This window comes from Achromobacter insuavis, from assembly GCF_902859645.1.
GTDB lineage: Bacteria > Pseudomonadota > Gammaproteobacteria > Burkholderiales > Burkholderiaceae_B > Achromobacter > Achromobacter insuavis.
In genome coordinates this window covers 17,408-39,922 of the sequence record NZ_CADIJR010000008.1, presented here as the reverse complement: position 1 = coordinate 39,922, position 22,515 = coordinate 17,408, and the positions used below count along the sequence as shown (strand labels likewise).

The window sequence follows — 22,515 nt, the reverse complement described above, 5'->3', positions numbered from 1 at the left end:
TGCAACATCACAGACCTTAAATTGAATGTCCAGCCAGACACAAGAGGAACAGGTGCTGGCCTTGGCCAGCAGCGTATCCCTGCTGCGAGCCCGGGATGTCGCCGCCCTCTCCCTGCCAACTATCATTCTGAGCCGCCTGGTCAGGGATGGTCGGCTTAGACGCGTTGGCCGCGGCGTGTACGCCCGTCCTGATCAACCGTTGAGCGAGCACATTTCGCTGGCAGAGGTCGCGCTGAGGGTTCCGAGAGGGGTCATCTGCCTGCTTTCAGCGTTGCGCATACATGAGCTGGGTACACAGGCACCGCATCAGATCTGGCTGGCGATTCCACAGAACTCGCCCGCCCCTCGCTTCGACCGCCCTGCGCTGCGCCCCGTCCGTATGTCAGGCCAGGCTTTGACCGAGGGCATTCAGTCCATGCGCATCGATGGACTGGACGTACCAGTTTTCAATGCAGCCAAGACCATTGCAGACTGCTTCAAGTACCGCAACAAGATCGGCATTGATGTCGCACTTGAAGCGCTACGCGACGGCTGGGAGCAACGCAAGGTCACCCTGGATGAGCTGTCGCACTACGCGGACATCGACCGGGTATCCAATGTAATGCGCCCCTACATGGAAAGCGTCTTCGCATGACTGCCCTACTACGTAAATCACGACGTCGACGCGGTCCGTCCGCGGCGATCACGCACTCACAAGAATTTTAAGGACCTCAATGCCAATTCCAGTAATTGACCTCTTCGCAGGCCCCGGAGGACTCGGAGAGGGGTTCTCCTCGCTCCGCGACTACAAGCGTGAGCCCGTCTTCGAGATCGGCCTGTCGATCGAGAAAGACCCTATCGCTCACAGGACTCTAACGCTGCGTGCCGTGTTTCGTCACCTGCGAGGAACGAAGCACATCCAGCACTACTATTCGTACATCCGCAATGAGATCGACGAGCCAACGTTCAGAACAATTCCCGCCGTCGCCGAAGCCTTCGCCAACGCAGAAAAAGAAGCTCGCTGCCTGGAACTGGGCAAGGCCGACGAGGCAAACATCGACGCGGAAATCCGGGCCGCCCTGGGAGGCAAAGATACGTGGGTTCTCATAGGAGGACCGCCGTGTCAGGCTTATTCACTGGCGGGCAGAGCAAGACGAGCCAACGACAAGACCTTCAAGGATGATGTCAAGCATTTCCTATACAAGGAATACCTACGCATCATCAGGGTGCACCTGCCTACGATCTTCGTCATGGAGAACGTCAAGGGGCTGCTCTCGTCGCAGCATTCAGGAAGCCCAATGTTCGAGCGAATCCTCTCCGACCTTTGTACCCCTTCGCCTGGGGTTGAGTACGAAATCCGTTCTTTCGTCAAGAAGGGCAACAGCGACACGCTCGAACCCGGCGACTTCGTGATACAGGCCGAGAGGTACGGCATACCGCAAAGCCGACACCGCGTGATCTTGCTGGGCATCCGAAAGGACGCCGGCGCGTTCCGCCATGATCTGCTTCCGGTCAGCAAACCCGTGTCGGTCAAGCAGGCCATCGACGATCTCCCAAAGATCCGCAGCAAGCTGTCCAGAGGAGACTCCACCGACGCGTGGCGCAAGGCAGTCCTAGCAGGCCCGTCCTACGTCGAAGGCTGGGGAACTCCAAACGAACGGGCTATGACCGAACTTATGCGGATCTCAGCCCGAGCAGCCACATGGAACAGCGTTGGAAAGCCATTCGCACAGAAGCCCGGCCGAAAACCCAAGTTTGCCGGGCAAACCGAATTCCAACGTTGGGTGCACGATCGAAGTCTGAATGGCTTCTGCCAGCACGAGGCTCGCGCGCACATGGATTCTGATCTCGCTCGATACCTGTTCGCCGCATGCTTCGCCCAAACCCTGAGATACTCCCCTCGCCTCGACATATTTCCACCGAAACTGCTTCCGAAACACAGCAACATAACGAAAGAAAGGGCCAATACCGAGGCTATACCCTTCAAGGACAGGTTCCGGGTGCAATGCGCAAGAGAGCCCGCCACCACAATCGTGTCACACATCGCGAAGGATGGCCACTATTACATTCATTACGATCCGACCCAGTGCCGAAGCCTTACAGTCAGGGAGGCGGCAAGACTGCAAACGTTCCCGGACAACTACTTCTTTGCGGGTACTCGCACAGAACAGTATACGCAGGTCGGCAATGCAGTACCGCCTCTGCTTGCCCACAAGCTGGCGAAGATCGTCAGAGGTGTCTTGGCCGAATTGAATCGCAACTCGAGAAGAAAGGCTAAGAATTCACCCTTACAGCGCAAATCGATTCCTGACGGCCCCATTCCGGCCAAGCGACAGGCTGAGCTGGATCTCGCCCAGGTGAACTGATCACTCGACGACAAGGAAATTTTGGTCGCTTTGCAGCCATTCCAGCACGTTCACAACCACATTTTTCGGCGCTCGCTTCAAAGTGCATTCCCAGACTATTGCAACACGCCAGCCGCCCTGTCGGAGCAGGGCTATATCCCGAATGTCCCGGCTGACATTACTTTCGAATTTGAGGCGCCAGAATTCGGCGTTTGACCTTGGTGTGGTGGTGTAACGGCAGCCTTCATGTCGATGCCAGAAACATCCGTGCACAAAAAGCGCCGCGCGATATCTCGAGAAAACCATGTCAGGTGATCCCGGCAAATCGCGCCGGTGCAAGCGATATCTAAAGCCAGCAGCAAAGAGCGCATGCCGGAGTTGGAGTTCGGGCCGGGTGTTCTTCCCACGGATGCCCGCCATCATCCGACTGCGCTGAAGAGTGGTCGAAAGCGTCATATACGGATAATACGAAAATGGACATGTAACACTTCGGCGTCTTACGCGCCGAAAAATCCAAAATTGAATAGCCCCCATTTGACCAAATAGGATTGATCGTACGATCAACCACCGTTCGTAAATGCAGCGCCTCAAGAGCATTATTGGATGAGCCGCCTCCAATAGCCTATACCACCAAGCGCCTGTCTTAGCCATGACCTCATCGATGGCCGAGCTGATTAGGAAAGTTTCCTTCGGCTATCGCAGCCGCGAAAACGTCGGCATGCCGCGTCAGGATGGTTCGCATCCGCATACCCAAGCCGGCCTTCCTCGCAGCAATTGCAACGCGTGTAGTCCCTGCTGGCCGGGCTGATCCCGGCCGCGCGGCATTTCGAAGAGCGCGCCGGCCCGGATCATGACGCTGGCCATTGACTGCCGCCCTTCCTGATCCCGCGATCCACGGAGCGAATCAGAAATTCACCTGATCCGACGTGCGATCATCGACACAATCGTCTGGCTCAGCCAGGGGTTCAACACACTTGCGCTCCAGCGCATTGCCTACAAGGAGGATCCCGCCTTGCAGACCGCCCTCAAACTCGTTGCCGTGAGCAGCATCGCCCTCGCCCTGGCGGCGTGCGGCAGCGCCAAGGGCTCCAACAAGACCAACTTTAGCAAAGCCATCCAGGCTTACCTGGATGCGCAGAACGGCATCTGCGCCAACCTTCCCGCGCGGGAACTGCCCTCAAGCTGGAAAGGCAGGACATGCTAGGCCAGGGCTGCAAAGCCCGCGCAGACGCGCTTGCCGATGCCGGCCTGCTCGGCAAGCACGATACGGAACTCAAGGCGTTGTTCGGCGGCGCCGTGCCCGGCACCGAATACCAAGTCACCGAATTGGGCAGGAACTACCTTGGAGAGCGGCACAAGTTTGCCTTCTGCACGGGCTCGTACACCGTGGTCGATGTGGACAACTTCACCGAGCCCAGCAACATGATGGGCTTGAAGGTGTCGCAGGTGAACTTCCACTACAAGGCGAAAGACACGGCCGACTGGATCAAGAACGCAAAGTGCAAGCCGCATACACGAGCATGGCGGAAGAAGCAAAGGGCGACATCCACGGCCACGCGGGGCTGGTGCTGATCAATGACGGCTGGATGCACGAACGCCTGTTCAAGCACTGAAGCGAGGGAGGGCCGCCCACGTCGGGAAGGCCGCCCCTTACGCCACTCACGCCGGGCGCGATCTCAATGGCGCCCCCAGCGCCCCTCGTAATACACCCAATGCCCATGCCGCTGGCGCCACTCGGGACGGTGATACACATAGCCCGGCCGCGCTGGCAACCAGGCGCCCTCGATCCAGGCATGGCGCCCGCCGACCCATTCCCAATGGCCCGGCGCCCACACATAGCCCACGCGCGGCGGCGGCACGACTTCCACGCGGGGAGGCGGCGGCGCCACGTCGATGCTGATGGCCACGCCGGCCTGCGCGACGCCGGGCACAGAGAGCGCCCCCAGGGACAGGACCATCGCGGCACCCGCGGTCATCGCGGCTTTGACTAGATTATTCATGATGCATCTCCCTCGCAGTCGCGTCCGCCAATGCGGACGCGGTGAGGCCAGTGTGCGCGGAAGGGATTATCGAAATGGTTACGCACCATGGGCAGATGGTTTCAGTGGATTTCGCACCGTGGCGACGCTTCCGCCACGCGCCCCACCCGGGACTATCCGGCCCCGTAAATTCCGCACAGTGGATTTAAGGGGAATTCCCCGATTCTCCGCCCCAGGCCCGGCCGATACCATTCGCCGCATTTCCGCCTGTCGGCGGACATAGACCCATAAGTTGCGCGCCCGCGCGGAGACACCATGAAAGCACTGACTACCGTCGCGGCAGGCGCCGCGCTCCTTCTCTCGTCGTGGGGCGCCAGCGCGGGCGTGACGTTCGAGAACGTCAAGAACAAAGGCTTCGTGCAGTGCGGCGTGTCCACCGGCGTGGCCGGCTTCTCGGTCAATGACAGCAAGGGCGGCTGGATGGGCCTGGACGTGGACCTGTGCCGCGCGCTGGCCGTGACCATGTTCGGCGATGCCTCCAAGTCCAAGATCATGGCCGTCAGCGCGGTGCAGCGCTTCACCGCCCTGCAGTCCGGCGAAGTCGACGTCCTGCCGCGCAACACCACGCTGGTCATGACGCGCGACACCACCCTGGGCCTGATCGGCGTGGGCGTGAACTACTACGACAGCCAGGGCATCATGGTGAACAAGTCCCTGAACGTGAAAAGCGCCAAGGAGCTGGACGGCGCCACCGTCTGCGTGCAGCCCGGCACCACCACCGAACTGAATCTGTCCGACTGGTTCCGCTCGCAGAACATCGCCTTCAAGCCGGTCGTGGTCGAGCGCATGGATGAAATCGTCCGCGCCTTCGCGGTGGGCCGCTGCGACGCCTTCACCGGCGACAAGTCGCAACTGGCCGCGGCCCGCACCAATCTTGAGAATCCCGAGAAATACGACATCCTGCCGGAGAACTTCTCCAAGGAACCGCTGGGCCCCATGGTGCGCCAGGGCGACGAGCAATGGTTCAACGTGGTCCGCTGGACCATGTTCGCGATGCTGGAGGCCGAGGAATACGGTGTCACCTCGAAGAACGTGGACGAGATGCTCAAGAGCACCAACCCCAACGTGCAACGCCTGCTGGGCGTGACGCCGGGGATGGGCAAGAACCTGGGCGTGGATGACAAGTGGGCCTACAACGTCATCAAGCAGATCGGCAATTACGGCGAGAGTTTCGAGAAGAACCTGGGAGAGACCAGCCCGCTGAAGCTGGCTCGGGGATTGAATGCGTCGTATCGGAACGGCGGGCTGATGTATGGGTGGCCGGTGCGGTGACGCGGCATACCTGAATGGAGAAACGGGCGCTTGAGGCGCCCGTTTTGTTGCCTGCTCTCGGACACCTATTCCAAGATGTAAGCACAGGTTGGGACGCCACGGAGCCGACAGCAAACCCCGTTTATGATGGCGTCGTAGCGAGTCCGCCCAAATGCGTTACTCTCCCCACCCCAATCATTCCCCCCGCAAGGAGCCCAACATGGCACAAGCCTCCGCCCGCCACATCCTGGTTTCGACCGAAGCCAAGGCCAACGAACTGAAGACCGCCATCGAAAACGGCGCCGACTTCGCCCAGCTGGCCAAGGAAAACTCGAGCTGCCCGTCCAGCCGCGACGGCGGCAACCTGGGCACGTTCGGCCCGGGCCAGATGGTCAAGGAATTCGACACCGTGGTGTTCAGCGCCCCGGTCGGCGAAGTCCAGGGCCCGGTGAAGACCCAGTTCGGTTATCACCTGGTCGAAGTGACCAGCCGCAAGGACTGAGTCCTCGCCCCAGCAGGTCCAGAGACCGCCGCCAGCGCAATGCCGGCGGCGGTTTTTTTTGAAAGCCGCCAGACGGCCCGCGGCGCAGGCGGGAACCCGCCCCCTCCCTCTTACAGCAGATACAACCGGAACGGATACGCGTAGTAGATCTGCTCGGTGCGGTTCACCTTGCCCTCGAACTCCTGGTAGATCCGCTTGCGGGCGCGATACAGCGCCTCCATGGGCGCCTCGCCCTGGCGGGTGCCGCCGAAGAAGTAGCGCAGCATCAGGGTCGAGGAATTGCCGGACTCGTTGCTGATGATGGGGGCCAGGTAGTGATGGGCGCCGCAACGGCGCGCGGCGTCGACGAAGGCCTTGCTCATGCCGAGCTGGCTGGCGTCGAAATAGACCAGGTCGAAGGCGGCGCCCTGCAGGTCCTTGGGGTACATGTCGTCCTCGCCCAGGCCGATGGCGTCGTTCTCGTCTTTTTCCGGCCGCCCCCAGGTGGGACTGACGACACCTTCGCCGCTGATCAGCAGGAAATCGTAGCGGCTGCGCGCGAACATGTCGGGCGTGGCGGTGGTGGTGAGCTGGAAGGTCGAGCCGGGGTAGAGGCGGCGCACGTCGCCGGCGCCGTCGTCGGGATCGGTCTCCGGATCCCGCAGGATCAGGCCGCGGGCTTCAGGGCCGAAGGCGGCGGCGCGGGGACGTGCGCCGGCAGCCGCCGCAGCCGCGGGCGCGGCGGGCGACAGGCGGGATTCGGGCGCGGCATTGCCCTCGGGCGTCCCGGCCGCCGCCGCGAAGCGGAACGCGACCGGCTTCTGCACGAACAACGGCGTGCCGTCGACCGGCAGCAGATCGAGCGCGAAGTGCATGGAGGTCGGCTGGATCTCGAAGATGACGCACGGCGCCTTGCGCAGCGACGGCAGCAGCGGTCCCAGCAGTTCGTGCGACAGGATCGCCATGCGGGCGTCGAAGCGGCCGTCGAGCCGCCGGTTCTCTTCCAGCATGTCGTAGACGCGGCGGAATTCCTTGGACAGGATCCCGGCCGACCGCTCGGGGATGACGGTCTGCGTGGTCGCGTCGTAGTCCGATTGCAGCGTCAGGCGGTCGTCCTGCTGTTGCAGCAGGATACGCATGCAACGGGCCGGCGAAACAGCGGTGACGGTGACGTCAGGGGTGCCCGCCGCCACCGCGGCGGCGGCGCCCGGCAGCGCCAGGGCGCAAGTCAGCAGCAAGACGCCCGCGGCACGCGAGCGCAGCGGGCGTCGAGGCGGGCGGCCGACGCGAAAAACGGCGTAGGGAGTCATTGATGCGGCATTCGGGAACGAGACACGCCCATGCTACGCAGGATCCGTGTGAAGGTCTGTGAAGTTTGCACCTGACTTTGTCCGCCCCGGACGATCAGGCCTTGCCCGTCATCACCATGTGCGCCAGGGCGTCGGCATCCAGGCCCGCCACGTCGCGCTCGACGACCTTGACGCCGTTCTTGAGAATCGCGACGCGGTCGGCCAGCGCGACCACGTCGGCCATGTTGTGGCTGATCAGGATGACGGTGCGCCCTTCCTCGCGCAGCTTGCGCACCAGGTTCAGCACCAGCGCGGTTTCCTTGACGCCGAGCGCGGCGGTGGGCTCGTCCATGATGACGACCCTTGCGTCCCAGCGCAGCGCCCGCGCGATGGCGACGGCCTGGCGCTGGCCTCCCGACATGCGTTCGACCGGGCGGTCCATGTCGTCGATCGGCACCGACAGGCGTTGCAGGTAGCCGCGCGCCTCCTGCGCCATGCGGCGCTTGTCGAGCACGCGCAGCGGGCCGATGCGGCGCACCAGTTCGGCGCCCATGAAGACGTTTTCCCAGATGGACAGGCGCGGCGCCAGCGCCAGGTCCTGGTAGATGGTGGCGATGCCCTGCGCCAGCGCGTCATGCGGCGAGCCGAACACCACCGGCTTGCCATCCAGGCTCAACTCGCCGCCCGTGGGCGCCTGGGCGCCCGAGATGATGCGGATCAGCGTGGACTTGCCCGCGCCGTTGTCGCCGCAGATGGCCATGACGCGGCCCGCCGGCACCTCCAGGTCGACGCCCTTCAGGGCCTCGACGGCGCCGTAGGACTTGCGGACTTGGCGGAGCGATAGCGCGGCGGGCGGAGCGGCGGTCATGGTGGCGGAAGCGGACATGAAGGATGCGGCGGCAGGCGGCGCGGCACGCCGCCTGCCGTGGGCCTATTTGGCGGGGGTCAGGAATTGCTGCACGTTGCTGGCATCGACCAGCACCGAGTCCATGAACAGGTAGGGGCCGGACGCGATCTTGTCCTTGGGCTCTTTCTTGACGACGATGCGGTCAATCGCGTCGATGGCGGTGACGCCCAGCTGCTCGAACGGAATCATCATGGTGGCGGTGATGAGGCTGTCGGGATCGGCGATGCGGCGATAGGTCTCCGGGCCGCCGTCGACCGACACCAGGGTGATGTCGCCCTTCTTCATGCCTTGCGCCTGCAGCAGGTCGTCAATCACGTAGGCCTGGCCGTCGAACGAGGCCCAGACGCCCTTGAACTGCCCCTGGTTGCGCAGGAACAGCGCCTGCATGCCGTTGCGCACGTCGTCGCGCCAGCTTTGCGTGCGCGCCATGCTGAACTTGGCCAGGTCCTTGACGGCGGTGTTTTCCGACAGCACCGCGTCGAGCATCTTGCCGCGGATGCGGGTGCCGGAATTGCCGTCGAAGCGGGCCGACAGGATGTTGCCCTGGTAGCCCATCTTGCCCAGCAGGTACAGCACCGATTGCGCGCCGGTGGCGTATTCATTGACCTCGACGTCGAACAGCATGTGCGGGCTGGCGCCGGACATGACGCCGACCACGGCGATGCCCTTTTCCTTGGCGGCCTGCAGCTGGGCGTCGGTCTCGACCGGCTTGCCCATGGCGATGACGATGGCGTCGACCTTCTTGTTGACCAGCGTGTCGAGCTGCTCGGCCAGCTTGGGCAGCGAGCCCTCGGCGTTCAACTGCGTCACGGTCCAGCCCTTGGCGCGGGCGGCTTGCGCGGCCGCGTTGGCGGCGCGCGCATGGGTTTCCGAGGACATCTGGAAGGCCACCACGCCGACGTCGAACGCGTGCGCGGCGCTGGCGGCCAGCGCCTGCGCGGCGAATGCGCCCAGCAGCAGCGTGCGCTTGAAGAATCGGTTCATGCTGTTTCCCCTTCCTATCCGAATTTGAAGGCCGCTTTCTTGAGCACGGCCGATGACACCGCGACGGACGCGACGATGATGAAGCCCAGGACGATGTCCTGCACGTAATAGGCCGCGCCCATCAGCACCAGGCCGTTGCCCAGGACCTTGAGGATCAGCGCGGCGACCAGCGTGCCGGGAATGTTGGCATGGCCGGGATTGAACATGGTCATGCCCAGCAGCACGGCGGCGATGGCGTACAGGAAATAGTCGCCGGCCATGTTGGGCGCGGCGGAAGACAGGCTGGAAGTCAGCAGCACGGCGGCCAGGCCGGCGCACAGGCCGGACAGCGCCAGGCCGATGCTCTTCATGGCACGGATGTTGATGCCTGCCAGGCGGGCGGACTCGCCGGCCTCGCCGGTGGCGGTCATGCGGGCGCCGGTGCGGGTCCACTTGACCAGGAAGAAGGCGAACAGCACCGCGCCCACCATCCACAGCACCAGCGCGGGAATGCCGAAAGGCTTGCCGCGCGCCAGGTCGGTGAAGGCGGCGGGCCAGCGGCCCACGTACGAGACGCCGTCCGTCAGCATGAAGGCGAAGCCGCGCGCCATGGCGGCCATGCCGAGCGTGGCGATCAGGGAGGGAACCCGCAGCCGGGTGACGGCAAAGCCATTGAAGAGGCCGCAGAACAGGCCGACGCCCAGGCCGGCGGCGATGGCCAGCAACACGGGCTGGCCGGTATGCACCAGGGCGCCGGTGACCACGGCGGCCAGGCTGGCCACGTCGGCCACGGACAGGTCCAGTTCCGCGGTCACCAGCGCCAGCGTGAAGCCGATGGCGATGATGGCCAGGAAACTGGTTTCCTTGGCGATGTTCAGCAGGTTGCCGGGCGCGGCGAAATTCGGGGCGGCTATCGCGAAAAAGCCCACCAGGACCAATCCCGCAATTGCCGTGCCGTACTTTTCCAGGATGCCGCGCATCGCCTCGCCCTTGCTGCATGTGATTGATGGCGGGGCGTCCATCATGCCGCGCCCGCCGGCCGGATCGTGGTCCGGGCCTGTGGCGTCGTAGTGTATACCCGGCACACGCGCGCCGGCACCGGGGTGCGCCGGATCACGCCTAGGGTTTTACCCCAGCCGCAGGGCCGCCAACGCGTGCGACACGGGCGCAAGCGCGGCCTCGGCGGCGCGGAATTGGGCGTACAGCCGCCGATAGGCGGCGACGCGCTCGGGCCGAGGCTCGTAGCGCCGGGCGACGCGCGCCAGCGCGTCCTGCGCCGCCGCGAAGCTGGCGTAACGCCCCACCCCGGTCCAGGCCGCGGCCGCCGCGCCAAGAATGCCGGGCTGGTCGGCCTGGTCGACGATGACGGGACGCTCGCAGATATCGGCCTTGGCCTGGCACCACCGCGGATTGGACGCGGCGCCGCCGCCGAAACGGATTTCGGCCACGGGCTGGCCCAGCGCCATCTCGGCGCGCTCCAGCACGATGCGGTTCAGGAACGCCACGCCTTCCAGCACGGCCCAGGCCAGGTCGCCCGGGCCATGGCGCCGGTTCAGGCCGACAAAGGCGCCGCGCAGGTGCGGATCCCAGTACGGCACGCGCTCGCCCTGCAGGTATGGCAGGAACAGGGCCGGCTGCGGATCGCGCGGCGCGCCAAGCAGGGCATCCATCGCCGGGCCGACGCCGGCCATGCCCTCCGCGCCCAGGCGGCCCAGCAAGGGCAGCAGCCAGGCAATGGTGTCGGCGCCATTCTGGCCCGGCCCGCCGACCTGGTGATGGCCGCCGCCCCAATCCACGGTCATCAGGCCCTCGGCATGCACCGGCTCGGCGCCCACCGCGCCGAACACTTCGGTGGTGCCCGAGATGTTGTAGGCGTATCCCGGGCGCAGCGCGCCCAGGCCGGCGACGGCGGCCCAGGTGTCGTTGGCGCAGGCGATCACGGGACGGCCGGCCAGGCGGGCCAGCGCGCCCGGCAGCCCGGGCCGCACCGGGCCGACGATGTCCAGGGGATCGAGCAGGTCGGGCACCCAGGCGGGATCGGCGCCGATGGCGGTCAGCAGGTCGCCGGCGGACGTCGCCGAAGCCGGCACATCCGCGACAGGCGGAGATGCCTGCCCGGCGGCTACCGGGCCAGGCGTCGCCGAAGCCGCCAGGCGCGCCAGTGAAACCGTGTCGCTGGCCGCCCGGCCGGTCAGGCGCAGGTTGAGGTAGTCCTTGGGATCCAGCACGACCCGCACGCGAGCCGCGTGCGCCGGCTCCCTGCGCAGCAACCAGGCGATGCGGGCCCAGGGATGGAAGGCGTTGATCTGTCCGCTTTCCGGATGGCCGGCCGGCAGCGACGACACCCATTCGGGCAGGTCCGCCGCCGCCCGCGTATCGCGCCAGGTGATGGCCGGCCGGATGGCCGCGCCCTGCGCGTCCACGAACACCTGCGTGCGCGTGACGCCGCAGATGGCAATGGCCTGGACCGCATCGAAAGCCGCCGCGCCGGCCTGCGCCGCCAGGGTGTCCGCCAGCGCCTGCAGGCCGCGCCACCACGCGTCGGCGTCGATCTCGTCCCAACCGGGCTGAAGCGCAACACCCGCCGGGCTGTCGATGAAGCAGGAATGGGCGATTCCGCCCTCCCCGTCGACCAGCGCCGCGCGAAAGCGCGTGCCGCCCAGGTCCACCGCGAGGACGTAGTTCACAGAAGCATTCATGACATCGATCGAAAAGGCAAAGAGACGGGCGCGCCGGAACCGGCATATTACGAAAACGCCCCTTCCGGCGCATCAATGGAAGCGATGGCACGGGCCCCTGCCCCCAATCCCGCACCTCCCCGTCGCCGGCCCGCCCTACGCTGCGCCGCAGCACCGGATTCCCTATCAATTGATAATTTCTGTTCAGGTGACAGCGGCCGGCGGCGTGCGACAGAATGGCCTGCGCCTGGCGGGAGACAGCCGGGCCCCACATCCAAGAGGTCCAGGCCCATGAAGCCATCCAGGAACAAGGTCATCATCACCTGCGCCATCACCGGCTCGGTCCATACGCCGTCGATGTCGCCGCACCTGCCCGTCACGCCCGACGAGATCGCCCGCTCCGCCATCGAGGCGGCCGAGGCCGGCGCCGCCATCGTGCACTTGCACGCGCGCCAGCCGGACACGGGCCAGCCGACGCAGGATCCGGCGCTGTATGCGCAATTCCTGCCGCGCATCAAGGCCGCGTCCGATGTGGTGATCAACATCACCACGGGCGGATCGCCGGTGCTGCCGCTGGCCGACCGCATGGCGCCGGCGCTGCGCTTCAAGCCGGAAGTCGCATCGCTGAACATGGGGTCGATGAACTTCGGCATGTACGAACTGCTGGAGCGCTTCAAGACGTTCTCGCACACCTGGGAACGCCCCTACCTGGAAGGCAGCAACGACCTGATCTTCAAGAACACCTTCAAGGACATCGAGCACATCCTGACGGCCTGCGGCGACAACGGCACGCGCTTCGAGATCGAGTGCTACGACATCGGCCACCTGTACACCGCGGCCCACTTCGTCGACCGCAAGCTGCTCAAGCCGCCTTTCCTGATCCAGTCCGTGTTCGGCATCCGGGGCGGCATCGGCACGCACCCCGAAGACGTGATGATGATGAAGCGCACCGCCGATCGCCTGTTCGGCGCCGACTACACCTGGTCGGTGCTGGCGGCCGGACGCAAGCAGACGCCGCTGGCGACGATGGCGGCCACGATGGGCGGCAACGTGCGCGTGGGGCTGGAGGATTCGTTGTGGGACGGGCCGGGGGAACTGGCGCGCTCCAACGCCGACCAGGTGCGGCGCATCCGCCGCATCCTGGAGGACCTGTCGCTGCAGATCGCCACGCCCGACGAGGCGCGCGCGATCCTGCAACTGAAGGGCGGCCGCGACGTCGCGTTCTGAGCGGCGGCGGGGCCACCCACCACAACAAGATCCGCGGGATCGAGGAGACAACCATGAGAAAGACACTGTGCGCGGCCGCGCTGGCCGCCGCGCTGGGCGGGACGGGCGCGGCGCAAGCCGATGACGGCGTGATCCGCATCGGCTTCATCACCGACATGTCGGGGCTGTCGGCGGACGCCGACGGCCCCGGCGGCGTCGAGGCCATCAAGATGGCGGTGGCCGACCTGGGCGGCGTGGTGGCGGGCAAGAAGGTCGAGGTGCTGGTGGCCGACCACCAGAACCGCGCCGACATCGCCTCGTCGCGGGCGCGCGAGTGGCTCGACCAGAAGGGCGTGACCATGCTGATCGCCGGCGCCAACTCGGCGGCGGCGCTGGCCATGGCCAAGGTGGCCGAAGAGAAGAAGACGCCGTTCTTCGTGGTGAGCGCGGGCGCCTCGGAACTGACCAATTCGCAATGCACGCCCTACACCGTGCACTATGTCTACGACACGGTGTCGCTGGCGCGCGGCACGGCGCGGGCGATGCTCAAGGAAGGCAACAAGGACTGGTTCTTCCTGACGGTGGATCACGCTTTCGGGCAGGCGCTCGAACGGGACGCGTCGACCGTCGTGCAGGCCGAGGGCGGAACGGTCAAGGGCCGCGTGCGCCATCCGCTGAACACGGCGGACTTCTCGTCCTTCATCCTGCAGGCGCAGGCGTCGGGCGCCTCGGTGCTCGGGCTGGCCAACTCCGCCAGCGACACCAGCAATGCCGTCAAGGCGGCGGCCGAGTTCGGCCTGACGCCGAAGATGAAGATCGCCGGCCTGCTGGTGCTGATCACCGACATCCACGCGCTCGGCCTGCCGGCCGCGCAGGGCATGTACCTGACCACGGCGTGGTATTGGGACCAGGACGACGCGTCGCGCCAATGGGCGGCGCGCTTCGAAGAGAAGATGAAGAAGAAGCCGTCGATGCTGCAGGCCGGCGACTACTCGGCCACCACCACCTACCTGAAGGCCGTGGCCGCCACCGGCAGCACCGATGGCGACACGGTGATGAAGTGGCTGAAGGCCAACCCGGTGAACGACTTCTTCGTGAAAGACGGCAAGATCCGCGCCGACGGCCTGATGGTGCACGACATGTTCCTGATGCAGGTGAAGACGCCGGCGGAATCGAAAGGCCCGTGGGACTACTACAAGCTGGTGGCGCGCGCGCCGGGCGACCAGATCTATACCTCGCCGGCCGAATCGACCTGCCGCCTGATGAAGCCATGATCCCGCCCGGATCGCCCTGAGCAAGGAACCTGCATGACTGTCAAAAATCCCATCCCGGCGGACATCGGCGCCCTGCCCGTGGACCTGGCCGGCAAGCGTGTCATCGTCACGGCCGGCGCGGCCGGCATCGGCGCCGCCATCGCCGGCGCTTTCGCGGCGCGTGGCGCGCGGGTGCATGTGTGCGACGTGGACGAACGCGCGCTGGCGGCCTGCCCGCATCCCTGGTCGCGCGCCGACGTGAGCCGGCGCGACGAGATCGACCGCTACATGGGCGAGGCGCTATCGCACCTGGGCGGACTCGACGTCCTGGTGAACAATGCCGGCATCGCCGGGCCGACCGCCGGCATCGGCGACATCGCCCCGCAGGACCTGGACGCCACGCTGGACATCAACCTGGCCGCGCAGTTCCACACCGTGCGGCACGCGCTGCCGGCGCTACGCGAAGCGGGCGACGGCAGCATCCTCAACATCAGCTCGGTGGCCGGCCGCATGGGCGTGCCGATGCGCACGCCCTATGCCGCCACCAAGTGGGGCGTGATCGGCCTGACCCGCTCGCTGGCGGTGGAGCTCGGCGGCTACGGCATCCGCGTCAACGCACTGCTGCCCGGCCTGGTGGCCGGCCCCCGCATCGACCGGGTCATCGAGGCGCGCGCCCGCAACATGGGCGTGACGGTGGCCGAGGAGACCCGGCTGGAGTTGGCCGGCGTCAGCCTGGGGCAATTCGTGCGCGCGGCGGACATCGCCAACATGGCGCTGTTCCTGGCCAGCCCGTTCGGGGCGATGGTCAGCGGCCAGGCCATCAGCATCGACGGCGACCTGCAATCGCTGCCATGGCAGCCGCCCGCGGACTAGCTCCTACGCCAATAGCTGGACCGTCCGCGCATACACGCCCTGCTGCCGCTGCCGGGCGGCAGCGTGCAAGGCCTGGAGCAGGTGCTCGGCCGACTCCCGGCTGGCGGCCTCGTTGCGCGCGATCAACACAAAATCGAACCATTGGCGCGAGGCCAGCGGCAGCGCCACCAGGTCGGGATAGGCCGCCGTGATGTCGGCGGCCGACAGCGCGTTGACCATGCTGACGCCGCGCACCGCGCACACCGTGCCGGCGAGCAGCGACATATGCGCCCGCATGCCGGAACGCAGCTGCATCGACTCGGCGATGTCGCCCTGCGGCATGACGTAGTCGGACCACAAGGGCTGCACGTAGCTGTCGGGGCGGATGTCGGCCACCGCCACCACCTCGCCGCGCGCCAGGGCATGCTCGCGATGCACGATCGCCATGACCTCGGTGCGCAGGAAGGGCCGGAACATCAGCCGGGAATTCTCCTGCGACACCGCGCCCAGCCCGAAATCCGCGCGCATGGTGTCGACGGCGCTGATCGCCTGCACCGACGACTCCAGGTCGATCGAGAACGGCCGCGTGCCGTGGGCGTCGAGATAGCGACGCACCGCGTCCGGCGCATAGGACAAGGCCAGCGCGGGCGAGCTGGCGATACGCAGCCCGCGGCCGCCGAACTGCTCGATGCTGTGCAGCGCCTCGTCGATGCGCACCAGCTCGTCCAGCACGAACTTGGCCTCGCCGTACAGATACTGTCCCGCCTCGGTGGGCCGCAGCGTCTTGTGGGACCGGTCGAACAACTGCACGCCGGTCGCCTGTTCGAGCCGCGAAATGGCGTGGCTGACGGCCGGCTGGGTCAGGTGCATGGCCTGCGCGGCCTGCCGGGTGGACCCGGTCATGACGACGGTGTAGAAGATGCGCAGGTCGTGGATGTTGAAGTTGCGCTTCATGCGGTATCGCGGCTCCCCTGTTGGCGCGGAGGCTCGCTCCGCCCGATGCCTGATTCTAGGTCGAGAACGCCGCCAGGAGCAGGCGGACCGGACGGGCAACCGTCCGGCATCCGCGAATCGCCGTCACGCCTGGTCTTCGGAGTAGATCCCCGCCGAGATGGTGGCGCTGCCCACGAACATCTCGCCATACAACACCGGCACGGGGTTGCCCTGCGCCGTGGTGTTGACCGGGCCGTTGAAGTTGTACGACGCGCCGTTGTCGGGCCCGTCCTTGACGCTCAGGGCCCGTTGCTGCGGCGTGAGCAACTGCACCACGCCGCCCAGCGTCATGGCCAGGCCCATGGTCATCAGCGAGGTGCTGGCGCCCGCCCACAACGCGACGTTGACGCCGGGAATGAAGGACGCGACGATCATCGCCACGCCCACCACCACCTGCATCAGGCCGCCGCGCTTGGCGCCGGTGGGCATGGGCGCGATGCGGATGTCTTCACGGCCCGCCGGCCGCGCCAATTCGCTTTCATCCAGGTTGCGGCGGCCGAGGAAGCAGGCGTAGCGCACGCCCCTGGATTCGCTGTCGAGCAGGCGGGCTTCGAAGCCGGGCAGCAATACGCACAGCGCGCGTACCGCTTCGGCGGTGCTGGAAACGGCCAGCCGGTGCAGCCGGCCGAACTCCGCGCCCAGCCGGCCGTAGAGGCGGACGGTGGTGAGGGTTTGAGTCATGCCTGGCTCCCCGGCAGTCCTTGCGGTCCGGCCGCGGCGTCGGCCGGCTTCGGGTAGCGCTGCTTGACGTTGCGGCATTGCGCCACCCAGCTCGTCACCTCGTCGGGCAGCGCCTGGCCCGACGCCTGCAGGTGCGCGGCGAACTTCATGATCGCGTCGAGCTGGTCGCCGATGGCGGGATAGGCGCGGGCGCGCAGCGGCGCGTAGGGTTCATAGTGGCGGATTTTCAACGGTGAACTCCTTGTTCAGATAGGGCCAGGCTTCGACGGTGACCTGGAATGTGCCGGGAGATCCAAACTCCAGATCGACTTCAGCCTCGGTGCACGGGTACACGGCACGGCCGATCCGGATCGTGCACGGGACAGGCAACGCCGACAATGTGTGGCGCGTCAGGATGGAGGGCGATTCCGGCCGTGATGCGAGGGCTTTCTCCCGAACATATTGCAGATCGGGATTGCCCTCTCCCTCGACAAAGGGATCTCCCGTCACCGCCGAAGTCGCCTCCACGCTTTCGCGCGGTCCACGCATGACGCCGACAATCCGACCCGTCGAGTCGTAAAACGATGCGATGTACATATTCATTCCTCTCACCTTTTCACCATCAGCGCCACGATCCGGATCTTCGCGCCATTGCTTACGGAACTCGATGAATTCACGACGATGGTGTTGTTGCCACGTATCGCATTCCCAACGGTTACCGCGGTAAGCGGCATGCTCGTATATTCCCAAGGCTGAGGCCCGTCCCCGCTGCCACTCTGCCAGGCTGAATGGGAACCCGTGGCTTCCTCCATCAAGGCGCCATTGACATAGATGCGCAAATTGGATGCCATGCCGCTGTAGCCGGACCGGTACGCAATCACCACAACAGGACCATCTACGTTGCTATTGATGACGAGGGTCCCGGCTCCAGGCCCGGACCACGACACGGGAATCGTCACGGCATTCCCAGCGATCGACAGCGTATCCACCTGCGCTTCGTGAATGTTGGCACGCTTGATATACGCCTGCCCCACGTTGGCAAGCTGTGCGGCAATCGTCCCGACATCGATGCGCTCGGCGCTCATCACTCCTGCGTTGATCTTCTCCGCGCTCAAGCTCCGGATCATCGCATTCGTGATCCTGCCCGTCCCGATGACCGCATCGTTGATGAACGTCTGCCCGTTATCGATCACGAACGGCGTGGTCGTCGCGCCGTTGGCCAGGTTCAGCAGCGCCAGCCGGTCGGCCAGGAAGTACACCGAGGTCTGCATCGATCCGTCGGGCTGGCTGTACGCCCCCAGCGACATGCCGGCTGCGTAGATCTGCTTGTCCTTCGTGACCTGGGCCTTGATGCTCCAGGTGGCCTTGAGCTGACCGTCCACGTCCACCAGCGCATTGCGCGTTTCCTGCACGCCGGCGGCGGCGCCGTTGGCGGTCGCCATCACCGTGTCGACGCGCGAGGACAGCGCCCCATCGGCATCGGCCCGCTTGGTCTCCTCGGCCGTGATCGCGGCGCGGGTCTCATCCAGGCCGGTGGTCAGGCCGTCGATGGTGCCGGTCAGTTCCTGGGCCAGCTCGTCGCGGCTGATCTTGCCGTTCAGGTATTCCAGGATTTCGCTCGCTTCCCAGCTGGATTCGCCCATCACGCCCTGGTCGCCCGGATACCAGGCGCCGATCTCGCCGTTCAGGGCGACGATGCGGCCCCAGAAGTAGAAGCGCTTGCCGGCCGCCAGGCCCATCAGGGTATGGGCGCTTTGCGGGAAGGCGAAGTCGCCCAGCTTGATGGCGCTGGCGCGGTCGTTGGACGCGCTGTACCAGATCTCGGTGCGCTGCGCGGTGAAACGCCCTTCCGGAAAGGCCCAGCGCAGGTCGATGCCGAACACCAGGGGTTTGGTGGCCAGCAGCGCCAGCGCCGGCGGCGGCGCGATGTCGCCTTCCAGCATCGTCTCGGTGGAATTGACCCACACCGACGAGATGTCCGACACGTTGATCGCCCGCACCCGCGCCACGTAGGCGCCGGCGCGGATGTCCGGCAATTCCAGCGTCAGCGCGCCGGTGCGGCCCGCCTCGACCCAGTCGGAATTGTCGCGCCGCCACTGCACCTGGTAGGCCACGGCCGAGGCCGCCGCGTCCCAGCTGATGACGCCGACGTGCCGCGCCAGGCCCTGGTCGATCACCGAGCGCGAGGCCAGCCGGATGTTCACAGGGGACGGTTGCACCGATGGCGGCACGACGGTGATCGGCTTGGGATCGAGCCGCGTGCCGAAGTCGACGTTGTCGAACTTGCCGGGTTCGTGCTGCACGGCGGCGATCTCGGCCACCAGGCCTTGCTTGCGCTTGACGCTCAACACGCGGAACGTCTGCGCCGACAACGCCTCGGATTCCAGCGTCCACACGCACTCGGCTTCCGGCGCCTGCGAGAACGGCGTGGTGACCGTGATGTGCAGCACCGTGCCGGGCAGGCCGACCAGGTCGGCGGTCAGCTCGGTCGAATCCACGGTGAAGACGGTGTTGTCCACGGTCAGGCCGGTGCCCACCGCCGTCGCCACCACGCGGGTTTCCGACAGGCCGTTGGGCAGGTTGACGGTCAGGCGGTCGCCCGGCCGCACGCCGAGTTCGGCATCGACCGTGATCTTGCTGATCTCGCCTTCACGGATTCGGCCGCCGATGCGGCGGCCCGCCAGGTGCTGGTCGGCCACGCGGATCACGCTGCCCGGCCGCACGCGGCAGGCATCCAGGCCGACCGAGAACGTGACCGAGCGCGTCTCCAGGTTGGAGGTCAGCAGCATCCACTTGCCGATCCGGTGCGCCTGGCCGCGCGAGGTGCAGCCGAACCCGGTCACTTCGACCTGCTGGATTCCATAGCGCGCGATGCCTTCGCGGTTCTCGACGTACTCGACCTTCTGGCGACCCATTTCGGACATGTCGTTCCAGGACACCAGCGCCACGGTGTAGCGCGTGGTCAGCGCCGAGCCGACGTAGTTGAAGCGGCCATCGACCACGTTGGCCGACGAGAACGTGTAGACCGGATCGCCCGGCATGTCGGCCGAGGCGAACACGGCGGCGTTGGCCCAATAAGCCATGCCGCGGAAAATGGAGGCGAAGTCCTGCACCACCCGGTAGGCGTCGGCCGCCTGTTGCAGGTAGACGTTGCAGGTGAAGCGCGGTTCCTTTCCGCCGAAGCCGTCATCGACCATCTCGTCGCAATAGCGGCCGATCTGGTACAGGCCCCACTTGTCCAGCCAGCCCGCCGGCACGCGCGTGCCCAGGCCATAGCGGTCGTTGCTGATGAGGTCGTAGAACACCCAGGCCGGGTTGTTGGTCCAGGCCAGCTTGAAGGTGCCGTCCCACACGCCGTCATAGCGGCGCAGGTCCGGGTGATAGTTGGACGGCACCCGGATGATGCGGCCGCGCACGTGGTACGCGCGGGTGGGAATGCTCTGGAACTGCGACGCGTCGATCTTGATGCCCACCAGCGCCGACATCGGATAGCGCAGCTTGGCGTCGACGATCTCGGTGACCGTGTCCACCACGGTGCGGTCCGAGATGGTGTTGCTGTTGGCGTTGGGCGTCACGCGGCGCACGCGCACGGTCCAGCCCTGGCGCGCGCGCGGCAGCTCGATGCGGTGCGAGCGCGTATAGCGCTGGGTGGTCTTGCCGTCGAACGCGGTCGACAGCACCGTCTGGTAGCCGGCGCCGTCGGTGTTCAGCTCGATCACGTATTCGACGCGGTAGCCGTTGATGTCGCCGTTCTTGGTGTCCGCGCGGCTCAGGCCTTCGACCGCCAGCGTGACCCGCACGGCGGAAGCCTGCAGGTTGGTGAACAGACGCGTCCACGGCTGGCTCGACTTGAGCTCGGCGTTGATGCCGATGGTGCTTTCCGACGCGGGAAAGCCGGGCAGCGGCTCCTGCAGCTGCGTGCCGGTGCGAAAGTCGATCGACGCGCCGCTGAAGTTCAGCGAGCCGTCCTCGTTGGCCACGGGCGTGCCGTTCAGGTAGACATCGCGCAGCGCGTTGTCCATGCCGTGCACGGGGCCGTAGATCTCGCCTTCGCCCAGCAGGTCGATGACGCGCGCGTAGGCGGTGCTGTGCAGGCTGTCGGGCGATTCCACCGGCGCGCGACCGCCGCCGCCGCCCTTGCCCTTGTGGCCGACAAGGCCCTGGCCCTCGGCCATCGGCTTGCCGCCAAAAGAAAAGGCGCCCGCGGGCGCCCTGTTCCTGATGCGATGTCGTTGTTTCATACCTGGTCTTCCGAATAGATGCCCGCGGAGATCGTGGCGCTGCCGACGAACATTTCCCCGTACAGCAGCGGCACGGGATTGCCCTGTGCCGTCGTGTTGACGGGCCCGTTGAAGTTGTAGGAGGCGCCGTTCTCCGGCCGGTCCCTGGCGCTGAGCAGCCGCTGCTGCGGCGACAGCATCTGCGCGACGCCGCCCAGCATCATCGACAGGCCCAGCGTGGCCGTGGCCTGAACCATGCCCCCCGCCGTGAACGCCGCCGTCAGGCCGCCGCTGTAGAACGCCGCCGCGGCGATCAGCACCGCCCCCAGCACCGTCTGGAACAGGCCGCCGTTCTTGGCGCCCGCCAGCACCGGCGCGATGCGGATGGCGTCCGCGCCCACCGGATGCCCCAATTCGTCTTCCGACAGATTGCGGCGGCCGGCGAAGCAGGCGAAGCGCACGCCCCGTTGCTCGCTGTTCGCGAGCGCGCGTTCGAAGCCCGGCAACAGGGCGCACAGCGCCCGCACCGCCTCGGCCGGACTGGCCACGGCCAGACGGTGTTCACGGCCGAAGCGCGCGCCCAGCCAGCCGTAGAGTCGGACCACTCGTGTCCTGTCGTTCATGTCTTTTCTCCATGGCGCAGCACCACCCGGGTGGCTTCGCGCCAGAATCCGCCATACACGACCCGCTCGGAGTCGCGCCCATACAGGTGGTGCAGCATCGCGTCGGGCAGCGGAAACAGGTCCGGCGCCTCGCCCAACGGCTGCGCGCCGAGAAACACGCCGGCATGGTTGGCGCGATCCGAACGCACCTGCATCACCACCACGTCGCCCGGCGCCAGCGCTTCATGCGGCTGCAGCGGGCGAAAGCCCGCCTCGGCGTAGTGATCCATGTACAGGTCGCCGGCGCGGCCAGGTTCCCACCAGCCATCCTCGCGCGGAAAGTCCGGCAGCTTGATGCCGCGTTCGCGCGCATACCAGTCGCGCACCAGCGAATAGCAATCGAGCACGCCGTGCGCGAACTGGCGCCCCAATAGCGGCGCCTGGAAGCCCTCCGGCGTGAAGCCGCGGATCTCGCCAGCCTTGATCCTGCCGTCCAGGTCCTTGGCCACGGCGACGATGTACCAGGGCAGGCCGGACGCCTCGCAGGCCACCCGATCGGCTTCGCTGGGCAGCGCCGTCGCGTCCGGGTGCGAGTGCACCACGGCCGTGATCCGGCCGCTTTCCTCGGCCGCCGCGTAGTCCTGCGCCGACATGACGAAGTGCTCTTCGCTGGCGGCGGTGTTGCGGCACGGCACATACCATTCGCGTCGGCCCGCCTTGACCACCAGGCCGCAGCATTCCTGCGGATACGTCGCCACGCCATGGTCGCGGATGGCCTGCATCGTGCGTTTGAGCAT

The 22,515-nt window shown here is 66.3% G+C and carries 23 protein-coding genes; 9 read left to right on the top strand and 14 right to left on the bottom strand.

What is annotated here, in order from left to right; translation table 11 throughout:
- The first annotated feature begins 25 nt into the window (after positions 1-25).
- Together H0523_RS06865 and H0523_RS06860 are read left to right on the top strand one after the other, a co-directional pair.
- Positions 26-634: a type IV toxin-antitoxin system AbiEi family antitoxin domain-containing protein gene (locus tag H0523_RS06865; RefSeq protein ID WP_054429147.1), complete on the top strand. Its 609-nt coding sequence runs from the start codon at positions 26-28 to the stop codon at positions 632-634.
- A gap of 79 nt (positions 635-713) precedes the next feature.
- Positions 714-2,345, top strand: coding sequence for a DNA cytosine methyltransferase (locus tag H0523_RS06860; protein WP_054429148.1), 1,632 nt, complete (start codon positions 714-716; stop codon positions 2,343-2,345).
- Here the strand turns inward: H0523_RS06860 and H0523_RS06855 are convergent, their stop codons facing one another.
- Positions 2,346-2,780: a very short patch repair endonuclease gene (locus H0523_RS06855; RefSeq protein ID WP_082404326.1), complete on the bottom strand. Its 435-nt coding sequence runs from the start codon at positions 2,778-2,780 to the stop codon at positions 2,346-2,348.
- Positions 2,781-3,336: 556 nt separating this feature from the next.
- Here H0523_RS06855 and H0523_RS06850 point away from each other — a divergent pair.
- Both H0523_RS06850 and H0523_RS06845 read left to right on the top strand, forming a co-directional pair.
- Positions 3,337-3,528, top strand: coding sequence for a hypothetical protein (locus tag H0523_RS06850; protein WP_054429149.1), 192 nt, complete (start codon positions 3,337-3,339; stop codon positions 3,526-3,528).
- Positions 3,522-3,896 (top strand): SEN1982 family lipoprotein, encoded by a 375-nt coding sequence (locus H0523_RS06845; RefSeq protein WP_231689914.1) that lies wholly within the window; start codon positions 3,522-3,524, stop codon positions 3,894-3,896. The genes H0523_RS06850 and H0523_RS06845 overlap by 7 nt, the downstream gene beginning before the upstream one ends.
- Before the next feature lie 104 nt (positions 3,897-4,000).
- Here the strand turns inward: H0523_RS06845 and H0523_RS06840 are convergent, their stop codons facing one another.
- Complete coding sequence (locus H0523_RS06840; protein WP_054429150.1) at positions 4,001-4,324, bottom strand: YXWGXW repeat-containing protein; 324 nt, start codon at positions 4,322-4,324, stop codon at positions 4,001-4,003.
- 294 nt (positions 4,325-4,618) lie between these two features.
- On the opposite strand from H0523_RS06840, the gene H0523_RS06835 reads away from it, so the two are divergent.
- Positions 4,619-5,635: an amino acid ABC transporter substrate-binding protein gene (locus tag H0523_RS06835; protein ID WP_054429151.1), complete on the top strand. Its 1,017-nt coding sequence runs from the start codon at positions 4,619-4,621 to the stop codon at positions 5,633-5,635.
- Positions 5,636-5,834: 199 nt separating this feature from the next.
- Positions 5,835-6,116 (top strand): peptidylprolyl isomerase, encoded by a 282-nt coding sequence (locus H0523_RS06830; RefSeq protein ID WP_006385706.1) that lies wholly within the window; start codon positions 5,835-5,837, stop codon positions 6,114-6,116.
- Between the two features lie 110 nt (positions 6,117-6,226).
- Here H0523_RS06830 and H0523_RS06825 read toward each other — a convergent pair whose 3' ends face one another.
- The 5 genes from H0523_RS06825 to H0523_RS06805 all read right to left on the bottom strand — a co-directional run bounded on the left by H0523_RS06825 (position 6,227) and on the right by H0523_RS06805 (position 11,953).
- The gene (locus H0523_RS06825; RefSeq protein WP_054429152.1) at positions 6,227-7,333 is read right to left on the bottom strand and encodes a hypothetical protein; all 1,107 of its coding nucleotides are present in this window, start codon (positions 7,331-7,333) and stop codon (positions 6,227-6,229) included.
- A gap of 166 nt (positions 7,334-7,499) precedes the next feature.
- Entirely contained in the window at positions 7,500-8,270 is a 771-nt protein-coding gene (locus H0523_RS06820) for an ATP-binding cassette domain-containing protein (protein ID WP_054429153.1), read from the bottom strand.
- A 45-nt stretch (positions 8,271-8,315) separates the two neighbouring features.
- Positions 8,316-9,275 carry a sugar ABC transporter substrate-binding protein gene (locus tag H0523_RS06815; protein WP_054429154.1) on the bottom strand — a complete coding sequence of 320 codons (960 nt, stop codon included), beginning with the start codon at positions 9,273-9,275 and terminating at the stop codon, positions 8,316-8,318.
- A 14-nt stretch (positions 9,276-9,289) separates the two neighbouring features.
- Positions 9,290-10,234 (bottom strand): ABC transporter permease, encoded by a 945-nt coding sequence (locus tag H0523_RS06810; protein WP_054429155.1) that lies wholly within the window; start codon positions 10,232-10,234, stop codon positions 9,290-9,292.
- 147 nt (positions 10,235-10,381) lie between these two features.
- Positions 10,382-11,953, bottom strand: coding sequence for a xylulokinase (locus H0523_RS06805; RefSeq protein WP_231689916.1), 1,572 nt, complete (start codon positions 11,951-11,953; stop codon positions 10,382-10,384).
- Between the two features lie 270 nt (positions 11,954-12,223).
- Between H0523_RS06805 and kce the strand changes: the two genes are divergently transcribed.
- From kce to H0523_RS06790, 3 genes are read left to right on the top strand one after another with little or no spacing between them, the layout of a single operon-like run.
- Positions 12,224-13,159: a 3,5-dioxohexanoate:acetyl-CoA acetone transferase gene (gene kce, locus H0523_RS06800; protein ID WP_054429157.1), complete on the top strand. Its 936-nt coding sequence runs from the start codon at positions 12,224-12,226 to the stop codon at positions 13,157-13,159.
- A 53-nt stretch (positions 13,160-13,212) separates the two neighbouring features.
- A complete protein-coding gene (locus H0523_RS06795; protein WP_054429158.1) occupies positions 13,213-14,412 on the top strand; it encodes an ABC transporter substrate-binding protein in 1,200 nt (399 codons plus the stop codon).
- Positions 14,413-14,445: 33 nt separating this feature from the next.
- Complete coding sequence (locus H0523_RS06790) at positions 14,446-15,264, top strand: SDR family oxidoreductase (RefSeq protein WP_082404328.1); 819 nt, start codon at positions 14,446-14,448, stop codon at positions 15,262-15,264.
- 3 nt (positions 15,265-15,267) lie between these two features.
- Here H0523_RS06790 and H0523_RS06785 read toward each other — a convergent pair whose 3' ends face one another.
- From H0523_RS06785 to H0523_RS06755, 7 genes are all read right to left on the bottom strand, one after another.
- Positions 15,268-16,197 (bottom strand): LysR family transcriptional regulator, encoded by a 930-nt coding sequence (locus H0523_RS06785; protein WP_054429159.1) that lies wholly within the window; start codon positions 16,195-16,197, stop codon positions 15,268-15,270.
- A gap of 123 nt (positions 16,198-16,320) precedes the next feature.
- The gene (locus tag H0523_RS06780; protein ID WP_054429160.1) at positions 16,321-16,917 is read right to left on the bottom strand and encodes a tail assembly protein; all 597 of its coding nucleotides are present in this window, start codon (positions 16,915-16,917) and stop codon (positions 16,321-16,323) included.
- Positions 16,914-17,147 carry a hypothetical protein gene (locus tag H0523_RS06775; protein ID WP_054429161.1) on the bottom strand — a complete coding sequence of 78 codons (234 nt, stop codon included), beginning with the start codon at positions 17,145-17,147 and terminating at the stop codon, positions 16,914-16,916. Before H0523_RS06775 ends, H0523_RS06780 begins: the two co-directional genes overlap by 4 nt.
- Entirely contained in the window at positions 17,128-17,499 is a 372-nt protein-coding gene (locus tag H0523_RS06770) for a hypothetical protein (protein WP_156333440.1), read from the bottom strand. Before H0523_RS06770 ends, H0523_RS06775 begins: the two co-directional genes overlap by 20 nt.
- A gap of 5 nt (positions 17,500-17,504) precedes the next feature.
- Entirely contained in the window at positions 17,505-21,137 is a 3,633-nt protein-coding gene (locus tag H0523_RS06765) for a TipJ family phage tail tip protein (RefSeq protein WP_218950876.1), read from the bottom strand.
- Positions 21,134-21,739, bottom strand: a complete 606-nt coding sequence (locus tag H0523_RS06760) for a tail assembly protein (RefSeq protein ID WP_054429162.1) — start codon at positions 21,737-21,739, stop codon at positions 21,134-21,136. The genes H0523_RS06765 and H0523_RS06760 overlap by 4 nt, the downstream gene beginning before the upstream one ends.
- Positions 21,736-22,515 carry a C40 family peptidase gene (locus H0523_RS06755; RefSeq protein ID WP_054429163.1) on the bottom strand — a complete coding sequence of 260 codons (780 nt, stop codon included), beginning with the start codon at positions 22,513-22,515 and terminating at the stop codon, positions 21,736-21,738. The genes H0523_RS06760 and H0523_RS06755 overlap by 4 nt, the downstream gene beginning before the upstream one ends.